Source organism: Rhodopirellula europaea 6C, from assembly GCF_000338295.1.
Taxonomy (GTDB): domain Bacteria; phylum Planctomycetota; class Planctomycetia; order Pirellulales; family Pirellulaceae; genus Rhodopirellula; species Rhodopirellula europaea.
In genome coordinates, this window is record NZ_ANMO01000125.1 from 13,330 (window position 1) to 31,268 (window position 17,939).

A 17,939-nucleotide genomic window follows, 5' to 3' on the forward strand; every position below is an offset into this window, starting at 1 on the left:
TTGTGAAGCTGGCATCGCAGAAGATCGAAGACATCTACGACTATACTTATGCAATCGAGGCGTTGAAGATTGGCGAGACGGTTGAGATCGTTGTCAATCGAGAAGGCCAAGACGTCACGTTGTCTATCACCCCCGGGTCCCGAGATTGATTGCACTGAACCAGACCGCTTGGCGACGGCTTTGCAAAGTTTGGATTGCCAGTCTGATTCTGCATCTCGGTTGCAACCATCAATCGGTCATCGCTCAGAACAATTCGCGATTCGACATCGCGGAGGGCATGATCGACGAAGACAAATTGATCGCGGAGCCGATCGCCATGTCTTCGCTGCCTGAACCCAGTGACGAAATTGCCGAGCTGCTTACTGCGGGGCAGGTCCAGTTCATCTCCGGCGGCCCGCGTCCTTCGAAAACGTACGGTTTGCGATCAATCGGTTTCATCAATCGAGAGTTCGATGCTGAGACGCGATTCAATCTTTCTTATCACTTCGTCAGCCGTTGTCGTTGGTGGTGGAACGAGGACGGCATCGTGGTTCGAGTTCGCTACCCCGAATTGGAACTTAAAGTTGACCACACGATTTGGTTTCGTCGGCGTCCGGATGACCTCAGCCAGTTTTGGAATCTGAAGCTGGTCCAGCACGAGATGGATCACATCCGGCTATCAACCGACCCTCGCGTGCTCAATCGATTCGAGATCGCCGTTCGAAAAGACGAGAGTCTGCGATTCAGCCGGTCCGAGATGCAATCGGTGCTCGGCGAAGACGCCGTTCCCCAGCGGAACAATGGCGCAAACTCTAGCAATCGAACTGGCCGAAACGGACGGTCGCGTGGCCTATCGCCCGACCAAGTTCGAATGCTGATCAACCAGCGTGTTCGAGAACACTTTGACCAAACGGTTGAGCTGGTTGAGATTCGGTATCGAGAACTGGATCGCCAAACGGCACACGGATCATTCGCCGTCCCTGAGGATGGCCCGCTTCGCGGTTGGCTCGACCGATCGTCTGCCGAACCAACCGATACCGAACCGACCAACGAATCCGCAGACGATTCGCCCTCGCGGTAGCGAAAGCGGCGGTCCCGATTGCGAACGCGTTTCGTTGGAGGCGGGAAATCGGCGATGCGTTGAAACTCGCGAAATTGGTTTGCTCGACAATCCGTCCGCAGATCGCATCTTGGGACACATCGTTCCGCGTGGTAAGTTGCCAGCTTCACTCGCTCACTCGGCAGCCAAGCTGTCCGCACGCCTCCATTTATTGCGACTGTTTATGTCCATCGACACCTACTCGATATGCCCTTGCGGTAGCGGCAAGAAGATTAAGTTTTGCAAATGCAAGGATTCCGTACACGAACTGGATCGTGTGCTGAAGATGATCGATGGGGGCCAACTCGTCCCCGCTTTGGACCGATTGAGCACGATCCTGGAAGAACACCCCGACGCCGCGTGGGCACTCGCCATTCGCGGCCGTTTGTTCATGGATTTGCGTGAATACACCTCGCTGGAAGAAAACGCGGAACGATTCCGTCGGCTCCAACCGTCCAACCCGTTGGCACTCACCCAAAGTGCCGCCGCAGCCCTCTTCCGCCAGGATTTGTCTGCCGCGACCGAGTTGATGCTGGAAGCCCTGACCGAAAGCGGTCAAACCGTCGATTCATTTGTTCTGGACGTCGCTTCGCTGCTGGCATACGCGTTGGCAGGCAACGGAATCTTACTGACTTCACGTGTTTACGCCACGTTGGCATTGGTTTCGACCGGCTACGAAGACAGCCGAATGGCGGCAAACGTGCTGCAACAAATCAATGGCGACCCGTCGGTCAACCAGCTCGCCAAAGCCGTTCCAAACCTCATCGCACCGCCCGAAGACGCGGACTGGGGTGAACGCTACGACGAAGCCGCCTTGTTGCTGGCCAACAACAAAGTTGCCCTCGCACAAACCAAATTCGAATCGCTTCAGCGGTCCGCTCCGCTTCAACCAGCCATCCTGGCTGGATTGCTCAACTGTGCCATTTGGCGAGGCGACCACGCCGCTCAGGCTGATACGTTGGTCAAGCTGTCGCAATGCGAGGAACTGAGCTTCGACGAACGTGTTCGTTTCCTCGCCATGTCACAAATGGCCAGCCCCGATGCGGACGGTTTGGCCGTCGATCACCTGGAACTCAGTGCCGACGTCGAGTCGATCGATGAGTTCCAAATGGCGATGATCGCTAACACTCGTTTCGAGGAATTGCCGGCTGACGCCTTGGAATCAGTCAAACGCGAAGGCGATGTCGCACCTCGTTCCGCGTTCCAAATTTTGGACAGCGACGTGCTCGGCGAAGGCGAAAAGCTCACCGCCGACAACATTCCAGTTGCCCTCGCCGCAGTGTTCCTGTTCGGCCGCGAAACCGATCGTTCCGCTCGCCTACAAATCATCGGATTGCCCGCAACCAAGCGTGCCCAAGTCGAAGAACTGATGAAGCAAGTCGCTCCCGACGTGGAGTGGGTCGAAGCCGAAGAGGTCGGCAAGTTGCCTTTGACGATGATCGCGACGCCTCAGATTGGCGGGATCCGTCCGGACAACCAGTCCGACCTGGACGCGGTAGTCAAGGAGCTGATCAGCCAACGCGTGCCGGAAACATTGTCGACGACGCCCGTCAAAATGTTGGGCGGCGTGTCACTGAAGGATGCCGCCAGCGACGAAAGCAAAACTCTGCTTCGCGCCGCAATGATTCGCTACATCGAAGGCGAAGACAACTTGGTCGCTCGGGACGAAAATCTGATTGATCGCCTTTGCAAAATCGGCAACGTTCCCAAAATTGAACGCAAGAAAATCACCGGCGACGAACTCGAAGAGATCCCCGGCAGCGATTTGGATCGAATCGATCCGTCGGAATTGGACCCTGAGAACCTGATCTACCTGATTCAGCGTGCTCAGCAAATTTCGGCCACTTCGATCGGCCGCCGGGCATCGCTCGCTTTGCTGGAAGCCGACACCGAATCAGTCGACGAAGGTCGCTACATCGGTGCCAAAATCATCGCCTATTCTTTCCTGATGCAGCGTGCGACGGAATCCGATGTGGCGGTTGATTACTTGGACAAAGCCAAGGCTTACGCTGAGGAACACAAGCTGTCAGACGCGTCATTGTTGCTGGCGGAACTCGGGCTCCGGTTGCGTCGACAAGAGATCGACCTGTTCCAAAACGCCGTGCAAGCGATTGTTCAAAAACACAGCGACAATCCCGAGGTCATGGGCCGGTTGCAGCAAATCCTTGCTCAGCTCGGACTGATCAATCCCGACGGATCACCTCGGCAAGCTCCCGGTATGGGCCCAGCCGCGCAAGAACCCGCCGGTGGCGGACTTTGGACACCGGATGGCGACGGTGGTGGAGCGGCCCCAACTGGACCAGCGGGTGGCGAAGCATCCGGTGGCGGCAAGCTCTGGGTCCCCGGAATGGACTGATGCCGAACGAGACCAATGCGGCCGCGAATGGTCATTCGGCGGAAGATATCCGCTGGATGACCGAAGCCATCGAATTGGCATCGCAGGGCCGGGGCAAGGTTGAACCGAATCCTCCGGTCGGCTGCGTTTTGGTCCGAGATTCGGTCTGCATCGGTAGAGGATACCACCAACGATTCGGTGGCCCTCATGCCGAAGTCGAGGCCTTGGCGGATTGCGATGACGCCACCGGAGCGACCGCGTACGTGTCTCTCGAGCCATGCTGTCATCATGGCAAGACGCCGCCTTGTGCGGACGCACTGATCCGAGCCAAAGTCGCTCGGGTTGTGGTTTCGGTCGTCGACCCATTTGACCAAGTCGACGGGGGTGGGATTGACAGACTTCGTTCCGCAGGCATTGAAGTGGTCACCGGCATCGCAAAAGAAGCTGGCGAAGAACTACTCGCGGCATATCTCAAACGCATCCGCACTGGCATGCCCTGGGTCATCGCAAAATGGGCGATGAGTTTGGACGGGCGGATTGCAACTCAAACCGGCGAGAGCAAATGGATCACTGGCCCCGCGTCTCGTGGCGCCGTCCATGAACTTCGTGCCAGCGTCGACGCCATTGCGGTGGGATTGGGCACAGTCATTGCCGACAACCCGTTGCTGACCGTTCGGTTGTCCGAGCTTGCAAAGGTCACAGCGTCAAAAAAAACAACAACGACAATGAAATCAGCCCACTGGTTCGTTTGGTCTACTCCCGCTCGCGATTACCCGATCTGCAAAGCCAGCTTGTTCAGACCGCATCGCAGACGCCCACCTGGCTCATCGCGGGACCACAAATTGCCAACGCGGATCTCGCACGCTTGGCGGATCACGACGTTGAGACCTGGCAATGTGAATCCGCCGATCCAATCGAAATGGTTCGGCAGTCGCTGTTCTGGCTGGGCAGCAAAGACAACCCGCGCGGGCTCGCAATGACCCACGTGATGGTTGAAGGCGGCAGTCAACTACTGGGCAGCTTTGCCGCCGCGGATCAGATTGATGAAGTACACGCCTTCATCGCTGGCAAATGCATCGGCGGAAGATCAGCCCCCGGGCCAGTCGGTGACCCAGGAATCAAAGCTCTATCAGATGCGACGTCGCTGCGATTGAGCCGCGTAGACTCATTCGACAACGACGTGCGTTTGATCTATCGCCGATAGGTTTAGCCGGCGGCAACTCAGTTGCCTAAACCTCCGCCAATTCCTCCGCCACCGATACCGCCGGCACCGCCGCCGCCCGCACCGCCAACTCCACCAGCACCGCCGCCGGCCGCGCCACCACCGCCAGTATCACCAGAAACGAAGTTGAAGGTTGTGACATCACCAATCTGTGAGAAGACCGGTGCCGGGCTGATTCGCACATAACGTCGATCAGCAGAGATAATTGCCAAGGTGGTCATCGAAGCCCCCTCGGGCAACGGAGTAATGACCGGCATATAACCGACCCCACCTCGCGGATTGAAACCGTTGACACCGTTGACTCCACCAGCTCCGAATGGACCGCCGGTTGCCCCTGGGATCAATGATGGATAGTCGCTGAAGAACTCTTGCAGCAATTGGCGATTGTCACCGAGGGCATTGGCGGGTTGGTTATTCAAGCCACCACCGGCAGCCGGGCCAATGAACTGCCCAAGCATCTCGTGACCGACGTTGCGTCCAAATTCAGCCAGATGCTCCACTTGCGCTTCGGCCAGCTTCTCTTCGCGTTGACCTTCTTTGACCTCGAAGATCACCAATGCGTTTTGCTCCATCAATGGAATGTCCTGACGAATGAACTTCTGCTCAGGACGTCCCACATCAGTCAAAATCTCAACGGTGACTTTGCCGGTCGAAACGTTGCCCCAAATACGACGCAGCAACACGCGGTACTCACCCGAGAAACCTTTGGGACACAAGTAAGTTTCCGATACCTGTCCGGTGGCATCATCGCCGGCACCTGGGTAGGCGTCACCGAGCAATGTGCCGCCACTGGTGCTGTTAGGCGAATCCAACGAGCAAACCGTTCCCGAAGGTTCTTCAACGGCCAAGTCGATGTCAGCATCACCAGTCCAACTCACTCGCACGATCGCGTCATGAGACGCCGCGCGACGCAAAGCTTCACTGAACTGCTTGGCTGACTCGCTGTCACCTTCGGCTAACAACTCCTGATGTGTTGCGCGAGCCAACAAGCGAGCCTCTTCGACCAAAGGCTGGAACTTATCGCTCCACGCCAAGCTCAGCACACCCTCGCAAGCCCAAGCCAGGTCGGCTGGTTGATCCAAACGTTTTGCTAGCCGAAGCCCCATCACGTAAGGTTCGCGACGATCCACGTCAGCAGCCGAAATTTGACGGCACAATTTCATCGCTGCCGCGAGTTGCCCCATGTCCTCCAAACGAGCTGCAACGTTCAGCAGATCTTCCGGTGTTTCGGCAAAGTCAGCAGCTGAAAGCAACGCCCGCTCGACTTCAGCGTCCGGTGCATCGGTGGCAGCCAACGACAACGCGTAAGCCTGGTACATCCACGGTTGAATGTGTCCGGCCGAGATGGCACCGGCGATGACCGCACGAATCTCATTGAAATGGTCCTTCGCAGCCGCTTTGTCACCGGCTTCTTCTGCAGCCGACGCCTTCACGTTCAGCTGCGACACGGTGGCACGAACTCGACGGTCCAAAATTGTTAGATCCCGAGCTGTTTCGACTTTCCAGTTGGCGAAATGCTCTGACCAGACCTGATCCACCGACTTTCCTTCTGGAATGTCGAGGCGGATTGCACGGTCGATGTTTTCGACCACATCAGCATCGGATGACTTCGGGCTGGTTGTGGTTGCTGACGAGCTGACTTTGGAGCGGAGCGAAGCGTCATCGGGAACGACGAACATACCGCCACCCATACCGCCGCCGCCCATACCGCCGCCGCCCATGCCGCCGCCCATGCCGCCGCCCATGCCGCCACCCATGCCGCCGCCCATGCCGCCACCCATGCCGCCGCCCATGCCGCCGCCCATGCCGCCGCCAAGACTGACGATTGGCACGACCAAGTCACCGACGGGATAAACCTTGGTGACCAAGTTGTCTTCGGCTGCTGTCACGGTGGTGATGTTCAGAACTTCATCTTTGATCATGTAAGTCAAGTTCTGGTCACGGAGCATCAATCGCAGAAACGATCGAAGTGAAACGTTTTCCAGCGAGATGTTCACTGGAATGTCCTCGGACAAACCTTCACCTTCCAAACTGAAGGTGTCGATTCGGATTGGAATTTGACGGTCTTCGCTGATGATTCGGATTGCATCGTTGAGCGGAGTGTCAGGAAACTCATAGGTGACCTCGTCAGACAAACTCGCTTCGATGCGCTGTTCCGTTTCGCTGTCGCCCACTAACTCGATCGAACCGTAGCGTTCGATACGACGACGGCTGAGACGCTGCCATGTTTCAGCTTCGGGGTAAACGATCGGTGGATCGTCGACGAAAGGTACCGCCGCTTTCAGCACCAACGAGAATGCGTCCACGAAGTTGCGTTCACGTAGTTCGCGATAACGACGGTCACGAGCGTAAGTTTGCAATGCGAGCGTTTCATCGGTCACGTGACGTCCGAGAACACTGTCATCGGTGATCGTGTCACCAGCCAAGGCTGCCATTTCCAAAGAAACGCCACCATCGGCTTCGGTGTAGCGACCTTCGTCGATCAGAGCATTCATCTGCGACGACAAACGCTTCAAACGATCTTCACGTCGATAGGTTTCTTGCAGCAAACGAGCCGAGGCGGTTGCACCCGCTGCGAGCTGCTCAAGGTTGGCTTCTTGCTCCAGGAAGTCGGCTTCACGTGCACTGGCAATCTGGATCGCCGAGCGAACTTGGCCGAGTAATTCACGACGCAATTGTGGATCGATATCAGGCGTCGTCTCGACGCGCGACAGAAGGCTTTTCAAACTGCCAGCGACACCGACTGGGTCTTGGCGAATCAAGCGACGTGCCTCACGCAATTGAGCGCGGACTTCGCCTCGCAGACGACCTTCTTCACGTGAACGAAGTTGTTCGAAACGACCCAACAAATCGCCACCGTCTTCTCGCAATTCGTTGTCGCCAACGACAGGCCCGAAGCCGCCATCAAACTGACCTCCGCCACCCATGGCTGCCCCGGGATTCACTGGAGCTGGATTTACCGGAGCAGGATTCGCTGGTGCAGCATCCGCGGGAGCCCCGAAGACATCGTCGTCAGCACCAAAACCAGCGTCAGCTGCAGGAGCGGCGTCAACCGCCGGTGCTGCGGGAGCCGGCGTTTCTGCAGCAGGTGCTTCCGCGGCGGGAGCCTCCATTGCCGGTGCATCGTCAGCCGCGGCACCGAAGATATCGTCCCCAGCGGCGGGCTCTGCACCGAATGGGCTGTCCGAGGCCGCGTCACCGCCGCCACCAAAGATGTCGTCGAATGGGTTGTCGTCACCGTTCTGCAAGATCAATCGCTTGCCTTCGGGAGTCGCCATCTTCAAGACAGCCTTCGCCTCCGCATTGTTCGGGTCAGCTTGCAATGCTTCCAAAGCAACCGCACGAGCACCTCGCATGTTGCCTTGTTGCATCGCCATGGTGGCGGCGTTGGCCAACGATTCAGCACGGGCCGTCATCGCTTGAGCCGTTTGTCGCAGCATCGGCGAACCAGCGGTTGCCAACAACAATCCACGAGCGGTTTTGTGCTGTTCGATTAAACCGGTCAAGAAAGCAAAGTCGAGGTTGCCCGACTCCACGTTTGACTTGGCTTTGATTTGGATGTCGCTGTTCAGCGTGCCACCGACCAAGTCGATCGACACTTCTTCAACGGACGACTTCAGTTGTCCCAGATAGATCGAATCGCGATCCAATCGCAGAGGCGGCAAACGGTTGCCGTGAACCCAGTCGATGTTCGCGTCCGATTTGATTTCTGAAATCCAGATCGGCGACATCACGGCCGCGTCAGCGACCAAATCAGCGATCTCGGCTGGCGTTGCGTCGGTCCCCACGACCCCCAGAACACCACCGGTTTGATTCGCCAAGACGCCCATCATTTCCACGTTCTTTGTCGGACCAATTGCCACCGAGTGAACCGCGATGCGATCGTTTCGCAATGCATCGATCAGGTTCTCAAAACGCGAAAGGTTTTGAGCCGCATCGATCGAAGCGGCATCGCCGATATAAACGATCGAACGAGTTCGCGAGTCAGGACGACCGGTCAACGATGCTCGGACGGTGTCCAAAACCGAAACCAGGTTTGTGTTGCCCAGTGGCAATCGCGAAGTCAATTTCGCGGTCGCGGATGCCAAATTGCTATCGCCAGGAGCAGCAAATCCACCGGTCAGCTCGTTCGCTTGCACGTCCGCGGCAAACAAAGCCACGCGTACGTCACGCTCGCTGACGGAATCCAATGCAGCACGAAGAGCTTTCAAAGCGTCTTCACGATAAGCGCCCACTTGGCTGGCCGACGTGTCGACGACGATGACGACGTCACCGGCGGACTGTCGCACCGCACGAAGCATGGCGTCCTCAGCACCAGGCTGGATCGAAGCTGCGATCGATTGAACGCCCTCGTCCGTGGTGTGAGCGACGACGCGAATGGTCGCTTCGGAGGAAACTGATTGGGAATCGGTCGCCGGCGGCGCTGCCGCCGATACCGCGGTCGCCATGACCGCCGACGTCAACAAGGCCGACAATTTGCAGCCAAAAGTGGAAAAGATCTTCATCGACAACTCAGAGAAGGAGTGGGGACCAGAGGAGAGATGCTGGGATGCGTCGGGTGGCAGGTTCATCGTGATTCTCAGCGAAAAGACGCGGGACGAGACGGCGAAAAGCCATGCGCAGACCACTCAGTCTATTTCTGGAAACTGCAATTTCCACGAAAAAACCGCTTCAAACGGCTGGTGACCCGCCAAGAATTCCGATTGTAGGGTGTAGCATTCTGCAACACTTGTTGCGAAACGCCGCAGCAGTCCGCCGCAATCGGGTTCTCAATGGCTTCGCAGGGATAGAAACGCGATTTCCGGGCCAAAATGACGGGCGAAATAACCCTTGCCAGCGCAGCGAACAAACCAGCTCGTTCACATTCGCTCTGACAAGACTGCCTGCTCAGCGAGACCTCTCAGTCGAGCCCGCTCAGCTCAGCCCGTTCAGCAATCGCTCACGAGCCAACCGCAAACGCTCGGAAACCTCTGGCAAGTCGCCTCCGACTGCGGTGAGGTGCCCCATTTTGCGACCCGCAGGTGCCGCATGCTTGCCATACAAATGCAGCGCAACACCGGGCGTCTTCAAACACGCTTCCCAATTGGGCGACGCTCCATTCGACTCAGCGGCCACCCAAATGTCACCCAGCAAATTCAACATGCTGGCCGCCGGAACGACCATCGATGTGTCGCCCAGCGGCAATCCACTGATCGCGCGGACGTGCTGTTCAAATTGGCTGGTAGCACACGCTTCGATTGTCACATGCCCGGAATTGTGAGGCCGCGGCGCCACCTCGTTGACGATCAATTCGTCCTTCGTCACGAACAATTCCACGCACAACAGCCCCACCAACCCCAAATGCTCCGCCACCCGTTTCGCGATTTCGCGGGCTTGCGATTGCATTTCAGGCGATACTTCGGCGGGAAGTTTTGTTTCATCCAGAATGTGATTTTGGTGATCGTTTTCAAAGACCGGAAACGTCTCGACCCGCTTATCCAGCGTTCGAGCCACGATCACCGACGCTTCTCGTTCAAACGGAATCAACGCTTCGGCGACCCAAGGCGGTTGGCCATCGCCGCCGCTCTCGGCTCCGGCCCATTCGACGTTCGCAGCGTCATCCGGCGAGTTCAGACGATGCTGCCCTTTGCCGTCGTAGCCGCTTCGACAAGTCTTGACGATGATCGGCCAACCCAACTTCTCGCCAGCGGCAATCGCCGTTTCGCGATCGTGTACCGGTTCAAATCCGGCCACGGGAATCCCTGCTTCGCGAAGCGTCGTTTTCTCGATCCAGCGATCTTGAGCCATCGCCAATACGGATGCATCCGGATAGGTCGGCGCGTGTTTGCTGCAGGCCGCGATCGTGTCGGCGGGAATGTTTTCAAACTCCAGCGTGATCACGTCGCAACGCTTTGCGAATGCTTCGATCGCCGAGTGATCCGTCAGTGGTCCGCACACGGTGAACGCAGCCACCTCGGCCGCCGGTTCGTCGCTACTGCCACAGAACACTCCGACGCGATATCCCATGCGAGCCGCCGCCATGGCAAACATGCGTCCCAGTTGTCCGCCGCCGACCATACCGATCGTGGCACCGGGCAGAATGACCTGCTTAGAGACGGCAGCTTGTTCCGTTTCGAATGCTTGGTTGCCACTCATGGAAGCTCTGCCGATGCGATCACGTCGTCACGCTGTTTTGCAACGAATGCTTCAAGACGACCGCGGAGTCCGTCGTCATGGGTCGCCAAAATACGAGCCGCCATCACGCCCGCATTCTTCGCTCCCGCGACACCGATCGACATCGTCGCGACCGGAATTCCGCCCGGCATCTGCACGATGGAAAGTAACGAATCCAATCCCTGCAAGGCTCGGCTCTGAATCGGCACGCCAATCACTGGCAAAACCGTTTCCGAAGCGACCATTCCCGGCAAATGCGCGGCGCCACCGGCTCCCGCGATGATGACTTTCAATCCGCGATCCGCGGCCGATCGAGCGTACTCGAACATGCGTTCGGGCGTGCGGTGAGCGGAAACGACGGACCGCTCATGCTCGACACCGAGAAGATCCAGCATTTCGCAGGCCGCCGACATAGTGTCCCAATCATTGCGGCTGCCCATGATCACGCCAACACGAGGCACAGGCGAATCGGTCGCGGAATCGTCTTGGTCAGTCATCAGCTACTCTGAATACGAATCATCTGGAACAATGCGGTTGCGACAGTGCCATCCGGCTGGAAAGCGTTCCATCCTCAAGGGCGAAACCGGCACCGAACACACCATCAATCTGCCACGGGTTATACCGCAACGACTCCCCGCGATGAATTGCCCCTCATCGAGCCTCCCCAATCCAGCAAACACGGCCCATTGACCGCTGGCGATCGTCTACCGTCCTCCTCTTCCCGCAACCACGCATTCGCCTGAGTCGTCCATGACATCGCCGCCATTCGACCTGACGCCGTGGGACGACTTGGATCCCGAAGGACCGGCCCCCATTCGGCTGATGCATCACGACGCCCGATGGAAACAGGAATTCGAACAAACCCGAAGCAGCCTCCTGCAATCCTGCCAGGGTCACGTCACACAAATTGACCACGTGGGCAGCACCTCCATTTCCGGCTTGATCGCCCAACCGATCATCGATGTCGTTGCTCTCGTCACGGACCTTTCCAGCCTCGACGCAGCTTCTCTGCACATCGAAGGCCTCAACTATCGAGTCGTGGACACGCCCAATTGGCTGGACCAATCACTGGTACTGCAGAAGCCTCGCCACGGCGAGACCACCCACCGAGTCCTTTTGATGGTCCTGGGAAATCCCGCCCACGAACGAATGATTCAAGTGCGGGATTACTTGCGAGCCAATCCCGAAGAAGCCCTGCGATTCGAAAGCACCAAAGTCGACCGGTGGAAACAAAGCGGCGGCGATCCAGACCAATACGAACAAGACAAAGCGGCTGTCTTCTCAAAACTCGAAGACCAAATCCCGGGTTCTTAGCACCCCAGCAAAAGTCTTGCGGCACTGACTTGGACTGCGCAGGTTTTACTCCACGACTTCGCCCCAACGGGGCAGCCCTATACCAGCCCAGGGCAACGCCCTGGGTGTTGGCGGAAACAAGATTGCAAAGCCCCAACGGGGGCGGTACTAGCGGTTCTGGGAAGCCTTTCGCAGGGCCGCCCCGGTTCCGTCGTGGTGGAACCGAGGGCAACGCCTCAACAACTCACATGGTTTCGCCTAAACCTGCTATCCATCTGCCCTCTCATCAATCTGCTCGGCACCCCAGTTCCCTACAACCGTCGCAGCCCGTCTTCCGTCATCGCGTTCGGAATCTCGACTTCGACCGCATCGATTCGTGCCATCGTTTCGTCATCGAGAATCATGTCGTCGGCGACCAAAATCTCTTTCAATTGCTCAATCGATGTGGCCCCCACAATCGTCGATGCGACAAAATCATGTTGCTTGCTCCACGCGACCGACAACGCCGTTCCCGTCGTGCCGATCGATTCAGCGATCTCGTGCATCCGAACCGCGGTTTCAATGGTGCGATCGTTGACGAAACGTTGAGCCATCGCCTTCTGTCGATCATTCCCCGTCTGCAGGTACTCCGAAAAACGACCTCCCGGTGGCGGTCCGTTTTCGTACTTACCCGTCAAGACTCCTCCGCCCAGCGGCGAGTACGGCAACAAACTCACGTTCTCTCGGCGACAAACCTGAGCCAACTCGTTCTCGCAGCGGCGATTGATCAGGCTGAAATTATTCTGAACGGTTTGATACCGATCAACGCCGTGAATGTCGGCCGCCCAAAGACTCTTCATCAATCCCCATGATGTTTCATTGCTGCATCCGATCACACGAACTTTTCCGGTGCGGCGAAGATGAGTCAGCGATTCCAGGACTTCCTCATAAGGCATGCCGTGATCGGGCCAGTGAATCTGATACAGATCGATCGTCTCCACGCCCAAACGACGCAGCGAATCTTCACAGGCTCGGATAATCTGATGGCGGTCCAGCGTTGTCCGACCATGCCGAACCGGCGGCGTGAACCATCCATGACCTGGGCCCGTCACCTTGGTAGCGACCGTCACCAAATCCCGAGGTTTGGTTTTCAGCCACCGACCAAAAATCTCTTCGGTGACGCCAAAGGTTTCGTCTTTTGGTGGGACCGGATAAATCTCCGCCGCGTCGAAGAAATTGATCCCAGCATCAAAGGCGTGATCGCAAATCGCGTGGCTGGTTGACTCGTCACAGGAACTTCCAAACGTCATCGTTCCCATGCAAATGTCAGAAACGACAATTCCGCTGCTTCCTAAACGACGCTGTTGCACGACTGATCCACCGAGAAAATTGGGTTACACTGTTCGGTCTTTCGAAGGGTCTTTCTTCGACGGCGGAGGTTTTAGCTCAAACCGCATTGGAATCCCACCACATGCCCGTTCGTCGTCAAAACCCGCCTGTATGAGCTGCCATTGGCCGCTTCCCGCCTTTATCCTTGTCGATTCCCGCCAAAATCCCGCCCCGCAAGAACCAAATCCGCATGATCTTCGCCCAAGAGCGTTCTCGCCCGCCTGCCGCATCGCAGGTGCACCCCACCTCTCGTCGCCTCACGTCAATTGGCATCTTCCTGACCGCACTCATGGTGTCGTTTCCCCTCACAACAACCAACGTCGCGGCGGAAGAAACCTACACATGGTCCGCCGACTCCAATCCCAAGGAAGGCGTTCCCAAAGGCACGGTGACCCAACACGAGTTTTCGAACAGCAAAATCTTCGAAGGCACCCGACGTCGATACAGCGTCTATGTGCCGGCCCAATACGACGGGACCAAACCCGCCGCGTTAATGGTCTTCCAAGATGGCCACACCTTCGAAGGCCCCGGTGGCGACTTCCGCCTGCCCACCGTGTTTGACAACCTCATCGCCGCCGGCGACATACCCGTCACGATCGCCGTGATGGTGGACCCTGGCCACAAAGGTGAATTACCACCCAAACGAGGATGGAAACCCACGCCATCCAATCGAGCCTTCGAATACGACACGGTTTCAGGAGACTACGCCGAGTTCCTGTTGACCGAACTGCTTCCTGAAATTCAGGAACAATACAAAATCACCGACAACCCCGATCTGCGAGCCATCTGCGGCAACAGCTCAGGCGGCATCTGTGCGTTCTCGGTCGCTTGGTTCCGCCCCGACTCGTTTCGAAAAGTCATGTCGCACATCGGCAGCTTCGTCAACATTCGCGGTGGACATCACTACCCCGCCATGATTCGCAAAACGGATCCCAAACCGATTCGAGTCTTCTTGCAAGACGGCAGCGGCGACCTGGACAACAGCCACGGCAACTGGCCCTTGGCCAACCAGCAAATGGCGGCCGCATTGGCTTTCCAAGAATACGATTGCAAGTTTGTCTACGGAGAGGGCGGCCACAACGGAAAACACGGGGGCTCGATCTTCCCCGACTCGTTGCGTTGGCTGTGGCGCGGATGGAAAGAGTTGACGCCGTGACCGACCAAGACATCTCATTCGAAGTCAAATTTGTTCATCGCCTAAGACAGACCGACGACGTATCCCAAGGTGACTTTTCTGTCTTGGAATCTGTCCTGCACGGCGAACAAAGTGACAGCTCCGCGCCGAAGGTTCTGTTCTGCTTGGACAGCAACCTCGAGGGCGGCGAATTCGCCACCGCACTGATCAACCAGATGCGAACCAGCGATCGAATGCGGTTGGTTCGCGAACCGATGATCGTGCCCGGTGGTGAATCCTGCAAAAACTCCGAACACACACTTCGGGACCTGCTCGCCGCAATCAACTCACACGACCTGGATCGACGCAGCTACATCATCGTCGCCGGCGGCGGTGCTGTCCTGGACGCCGTTGGATTCGCTGCCGCCATCGCTCACCGGGGCGTGCGTCTGATCCGCTTGCCGTCGACCACGCTCGCGCAAGCCGACTCGGGTGTCGGTGTAAAGAACGCGATCAACTACTTCGAAAAGAAAAACTGGATCGGCAGCTTCGCCGTTCCATGGGCAGTCTTCAACGACACCGCGATCCTGCAAACACTTCCCGATCGCGACTTCCGATCTGGTTTGACCGAAGCCGTCAAAGTCGCCCTGCTGAAGGACGCGGTCTTCTTCGACTACCTACGAAAATCCGCCAGCAAACTGCGCCGGCGAGTGGCCGATGTTTCCAAGGAAGCAATCGCACGCTCGTGCCAATTGCACCTCGAACACATCACCGCAGGAGGCGACCCGTTCGAAGCACTCGAAGCTCGCCCGCTCGACTTCGGACATTGGTCCGCCCACCGAATGGAACCGATGACCAACTACGCTCTTCGACACGGCGAAGCGGTTGGAATTGGAGTGGCTCTCGACACGTTGTACTCAGCCCGCAAACTCGGGTTTCCCACGCCGTTGGCTCATGCCGTCTGCCAAACCCTTGCTGACCTGGGCACGCCGCTCTGGTGCGACCAACTCGATACACCCGACGAAGTCCTGCGAGGCCTCGAAGAGTTCCGCCAACACCTTGGTGGTCGCTTGACCGTCACCATGCTGAAGAACCCCGGCGAAGCCATCAACGTGCACGAGATCGACCTTCCGATCATGAAATCCTGCATCGACGAACTGCGTGATATTGCCAAACAACAACCCGTTTGACCAACAGCGACGAGACGTCCATGAAAGTCCTGGCGATTGCCTTCCTGGTTCTGTTGGCAAACTTCACTCAGGCGAAAGAGCCAGCCGACGACGGCGTTCTGGCAGGCATTTCACCTCAAACCCCAGCGATCCTCTGTGCCGACCAAGCCGACAACCGCATCCGACTGGTCGATCCATTCGCGAAAGATGCTGACGATGCTGATCTATGGTCCTACCCAGCGTCCCAAGCCCCGCCAAGCGAATACGTACCGACGGATGCGAAACGAGTCGAAATCGACGGGGAGGTCTTCATCCTCGCCGCTTACCACGGACGCGTTCGACTGGTGCGCTTCCGAGATTCAAAGCTGATCAAAGACTACCCAAGCTACAGCAGTTGCCACTCCGCTGAACTGCTTCCAGACGGCTCGATCGCCACCGTCAACAGCAACCACAGCATGCTCCGCCTGCATCACTCCGCCAATGACTTTGTCGACACGGAACTGCCCTACGCCCACGGTGTGACCTGGGACAAAAAACGCCAGTGCCTGTGGGTTCTCGGCGACCAGCTCTATCGGTTTCGATACCGCGACCGGCAACTCTCGCTGGACCAGCAATACGCCTTGCCGCAATCACCAACCGGTCATGATTTGTTCCCATTGCGAACGGCCCCCAAACTCTTGGTCAGCAACAACGACGCGTTGTATTTGTTTGACATCGAAACCGAAGCCTTCCAACTTTTGTCGGACCTCAAATGGATCAAAAGTGCTAGCCAAAGCATTGATGGCTCCCTTTGGATCAGCGACCCGCAAAGAACCGAAGTCGGTGCCAACTGGCAAAGCGACTCCATCATCCCCGCGCAGCCAACTGAATCCAAACAACGACACACCATCGCCGGATCGAAATTCTACAAAGCCCGCTGGTGGCAATCCGTCGACTTCAGCTACTGAGCAACGCTCCTCCACCGGCCTCATGCGAGACGATCGCTATCGCGAACTGCAAAGGATCCAATGCAGTGCGGCATAGGTTTCCAGCCTGTGTTCCGCCCAATCTCACGCTAGAAGCCTATCAGCCTGTAGCTTGAAGACGGTACCCAGATCAAGCGATTATGGACGTTGAAATCAAAAAACGTTGACGCCCGGCAACGGAAGGTTTCTACGACACCGCCCTGAACGACGCGGTGGAGCTTGAATCACGAACAGCTAGTGATACGCCGGCCCCGCCTGAAGTGCAAAGGAGGGTGCACCGAAGGCCTAACGCAAAAACCATGTTGTCGGTCATTCACCGCTGCCGAGATCGCGTTCATCAAAGATTCGAGCACTATGAAACACAGCAAGGACATCAACCCTGAGTTCGGCTACACGGTAGATGATGCGGTAATTGCCTGGCAGCACCTCACGCAAGTCTTCGCGGCCGAACTCAGGAACGACCTCGCCGGAGTATGGAAATTGTCGCAATCGCCCAACCGACAATCAGAGCTTAACGGACATAGGCAGACGCCGTGGCCGGCGCATCACGGGCAATGTGAGCGCGAACCGCGAGCAAGTCTTCGCGAGACTGTCGCGTCCAGTAAATTCTACTGGGCATCTTCGGCCTCAAGTTCGCCCATGAACTCGTCATGTTCCATCACGTCGCCAGCGTCGGCTTGAGCGATGCCCAGCTCGATCTTGCGTAAGAGATAGAGACGGTCGATCACCTCGTCGAGTGAGACGTTGTCATCAAGGGTCTGAATTAGCGAAATAGCCTTTTCTTTGGCTGTCACAGTGAGTCTTTTGATTTATGACCGACACGGAATGTTTTCACGACACCGCCCTAAACGAAGCGAATGATGCCTAAACTACGGGAAATTGTACCAATACCAACGCCCGTTGCCAAAGAACGAAGGTGTGCCGAAGGCCTAGCGTAAAAACCATGTTGGCGGATGCGGCATTGACACCATCGACCTAGTGTTGCAATATATGTCAACACGAAGGAGGAGGTAAGGATGGCATATTTCGAGATCATTTGGGACGACGAACCCGGCGGAAACATCGAGCATATTGCGGAGCATGACCTGTCGCCAGAGGATGTCGAAGAGGTGATTTTCAATCCGGTAGACCATGATGTAAGCCAATCATCGGGTTTGCCAATTGTTTTTGGTTTCACGCCTGATGGACGCTATATCTTGGTAGTGTACGAAAAGATTAGCGATGTCATGGTGTACCCGGTAA

Annotated in this window: 16 protein-coding genes and 1 pseudogene; 11 read left to right on the plus strand and 6 right to left on the minus strand. The window is 57.1% G+C overall.

Annotated elements, in window-relative coordinates; all coding sequences use genetic code 11:
- The first annotated feature begins 2 nt into the window (after window positions 1-2).
- The 5 genes and pseudogenes from RE6C_RS33540 (at window position 3) to RE6C_RS33550 (ending at window position 4,617) form a co-directional block, all read left to right on the plus strand.
- Complete coding sequence (locus tag RE6C_RS33540) at window positions 3-149, plus strand: hypothetical protein (protein ID WP_236618214.1); 147 nt, start codon at window positions 3-5, stop codon at window positions 147-149.
- Window positions 146-1,060: a hypothetical protein gene (locus RE6C_RS14390; RefSeq protein ID WP_008657639.1), complete on the plus strand. Its 915-nt coding sequence runs from the start codon at window positions 146-148 to the stop codon at window positions 1,058-1,060. The genes RE6C_RS33540 and RE6C_RS14390 overlap by 4 nt, the downstream gene beginning before the upstream one ends.
- 79 nt (window positions 1,061-1,139) lie before the next feature.
- Window positions 1,140-3,434: a tetratricopeptide repeat protein gene (locus RE6C_RS14395; protein ID WP_039962096.1), complete on the plus strand. Its 2,295-nt coding sequence runs from the start codon at window positions 1,140-1,142 to the stop codon at window positions 3,432-3,434.
- A 56-nt stretch (window positions 3,435-3,490) separates the two neighbouring features.
- Window positions 3,491-4,048, plus strand: a pseudogene (gene ribD, locus RE6C_RS33545) (bifunctional diaminohydroxyphosphoribosylaminopyrimidine deaminase/5-amino-6-(5-phosphoribosylamino)uracil reductase RibD); the annotation flags it as partial.
- A gap of 113 nt (window positions 4,049-4,161) precedes the next feature.
- Window positions 4,162-4,617, plus strand: coding sequence for a RibD family protein (locus RE6C_RS33550; protein ID WP_261340123.1), 456 nt, complete (start codon window positions 4,162-4,164; stop codon window positions 4,615-4,617).
- Between the two features lie 17 nt (window positions 4,618-4,634).
- Here the strand turns inward: RE6C_RS33550 and RE6C_RS14410 are convergent, their stop codons facing one another.
- Entirely contained in the window at window positions 4,635-9,140 is a 4,506-nt protein-coding gene (locus RE6C_RS14410) for a VWA domain-containing protein (RefSeq protein WP_008657643.1), read from the minus strand.
- Here RE6C_RS14410 and RE6C_RS32475 point away from each other — a divergent pair.
- The gene (locus RE6C_RS32475) at window positions 9,082-9,321 is read left to right on the plus strand and encodes a hypothetical protein (protein WP_173401792.1); all 240 of its coding nucleotides are present in this window, start codon (window positions 9,082-9,084) and stop codon (window positions 9,319-9,321) included. The two genes, RE6C_RS14410 and RE6C_RS32475, sit on opposite strands and share 59 nt — an antisense overlap.
- Before the next feature lie 228 nt (window positions 9,322-9,549).
- Here RE6C_RS32475 and RE6C_RS14420 read toward each other — a convergent pair whose 3' ends face one another.
- Together RE6C_RS14420 and purE are read right to left on the minus strand one after the other, a co-directional pair.
- Window positions 9,550-10,770: a 5-(carboxyamino)imidazole ribonucleotide synthase gene (locus RE6C_RS14420; RefSeq protein ID WP_008657649.1), complete on the minus strand. Its 1,221-nt coding sequence runs from the start codon at window positions 10,768-10,770 to the stop codon at window positions 9,550-9,552.
- A complete protein-coding gene (gene purE / locus RE6C_RS14425) occupies window positions 10,767-11,285 on the minus strand; it encodes a 5-(carboxyamino)imidazole ribonucleotide mutase (RefSeq protein ID WP_008657650.1) in 519 nt (172 codons plus the stop codon). The genes RE6C_RS14420 and purE overlap by 4 nt, the downstream gene beginning before the upstream one ends.
- A gap of 253 nt (window positions 11,286-11,538) precedes the next feature.
- On the opposite strand from purE, the gene RE6C_RS14430 reads away from it, so the two are divergent.
- Window positions 11,539-12,102: a GrpB family protein gene (locus tag RE6C_RS14430; protein WP_008657651.1), complete on the plus strand. Its 564-nt coding sequence runs from the start codon at window positions 11,539-11,541 to the stop codon at window positions 12,100-12,102.
- A gap of 290 nt (window positions 12,103-12,392) precedes the next feature.
- Here RE6C_RS14430 and RE6C_RS14435 read toward each other — a convergent pair whose 3' ends face one another.
- Window positions 12,393-13,430, minus strand: a complete 1,038-nt coding sequence (locus RE6C_RS14435) for an aldo/keto reductase (protein WP_008657652.1) — start codon at window positions 13,428-13,430, stop codon at window positions 12,393-12,395.
- Window positions 13,431-13,738: 308 nt separating this feature from the next.
- Between RE6C_RS14435 and RE6C_RS14440 the strand changes: the two genes are divergently transcribed.
- From RE6C_RS14440 to RE6C_RS14450, 3 genes are read left to right on the plus strand one after another with little or no spacing between them, the layout of a single operon-like run.
- On the plus strand, window positions 13,739-14,605 hold the full coding sequence (locus RE6C_RS14440; RefSeq protein WP_039962099.1) for an alpha/beta hydrolase: 867 nt from the start codon (window positions 13,739-13,741) through the stop codon (window positions 14,603-14,605).
- Window positions 14,602-15,753: a 3-dehydroquinate synthase gene (locus RE6C_RS14445; RefSeq protein ID WP_008657654.1), complete on the plus strand. Its 1,152-nt coding sequence runs from the start codon at window positions 14,602-14,604 to the stop codon at window positions 15,751-15,753. The genes RE6C_RS14440 and RE6C_RS14445 overlap by 4 nt, the downstream gene beginning before the upstream one ends.
- A 20-nt stretch (window positions 15,754-15,773) precedes the next feature.
- On the plus strand, window positions 15,774-16,679 hold the full coding sequence (locus RE6C_RS14450; RefSeq protein WP_039962102.1) for a DUF6528 family protein: 906 nt from the start codon (window positions 15,774-15,776) through the stop codon (window positions 16,677-16,679).
- 327 nt (window positions 16,680-17,006) lie between these two features.
- Here the strand turns inward: RE6C_RS14450 and RE6C_RS14455 are convergent, their stop codons facing one another.
- Both RE6C_RS14455 and RE6C_RS14460 read right to left on the minus strand, forming a co-directional pair.
- A complete protein-coding gene (locus RE6C_RS14455) occupies window positions 17,007-17,186 on the minus strand; it encodes a type II toxin-antitoxin system RelE/ParE family toxin (RefSeq protein ID WP_052034969.1) in 180 nt (59 codons plus the stop codon).
- Between the two features lie 119 nt (window positions 17,187-17,305).
- Window positions 17,306-17,491, minus strand: a complete 186-nt coding sequence (locus RE6C_RS14460; protein ID WP_008657657.1) for a hypothetical protein — start codon at window positions 17,489-17,491, stop codon at window positions 17,306-17,308.
- A 222-nt stretch (window positions 17,492-17,713) separates the two neighbouring features.
- On the opposite strand from RE6C_RS14460, the gene RE6C_RS14465 reads away from it, so the two are divergent.
- Window positions 17,714-17,939, plus strand: a 226-nt coding sequence (locus RE6C_RS14465; RefSeq protein WP_008657658.1) for a hypothetical protein, incomplete at its 3' end; no start/stop codon positions are given.

Excerpts from the sequence above, each read along its gene's own strand:
- RE6C_RS14420 (WP_008657649.1), bottom strand. The coding sequence starts at position 10,770 with ATGAGTGGCAACCAAGCATTCGAAACGGAACAAGCTGCCGTCTCTAAG.
- RE6C_RS14440 (WP_039962099.1), top strand. The coding sequence starts at position 13,739 with ATGGTGTCGTTTCCCCTCACAACAACCAACGTCGCGGCGGAAGAAACC.
- RE6C_RS32475 (WP_173401792.1), top strand. The coding sequence starts at position 9,082 with ATGACCGCCGACGTCAACAAGGCCGACAATTTGCAGCCAAAAGTGGAA.
- purE (WP_008657650.1), bottom strand. The coding sequence starts at position 11,285 with ATGACTGACCAAGACGATTCCGCGACCGATTCGCCTGTGCCTCGTGTT.
- RE6C_RS14450 (WP_039962102.1), top strand. The coding sequence starts at position 15,774 with ATGAAAGTCCTGGCGATTGCCTTCCTGGTTCTGTTGGCAAACTTCACT.
- RE6C_RS14410 (WP_008657643.1), bottom strand. The coding sequence starts at position 9,140 with ATGAAGATCTTTTCCACTTTTGGCTGCAAATTGTCGGCCTTGTTGACG.
- RE6C_RS14430 (WP_008657651.1), top strand. The coding sequence starts at position 11,539 with ATGACATCGCCGCCATTCGACCTGACGCCGTGGGACGACTTGGATCCC.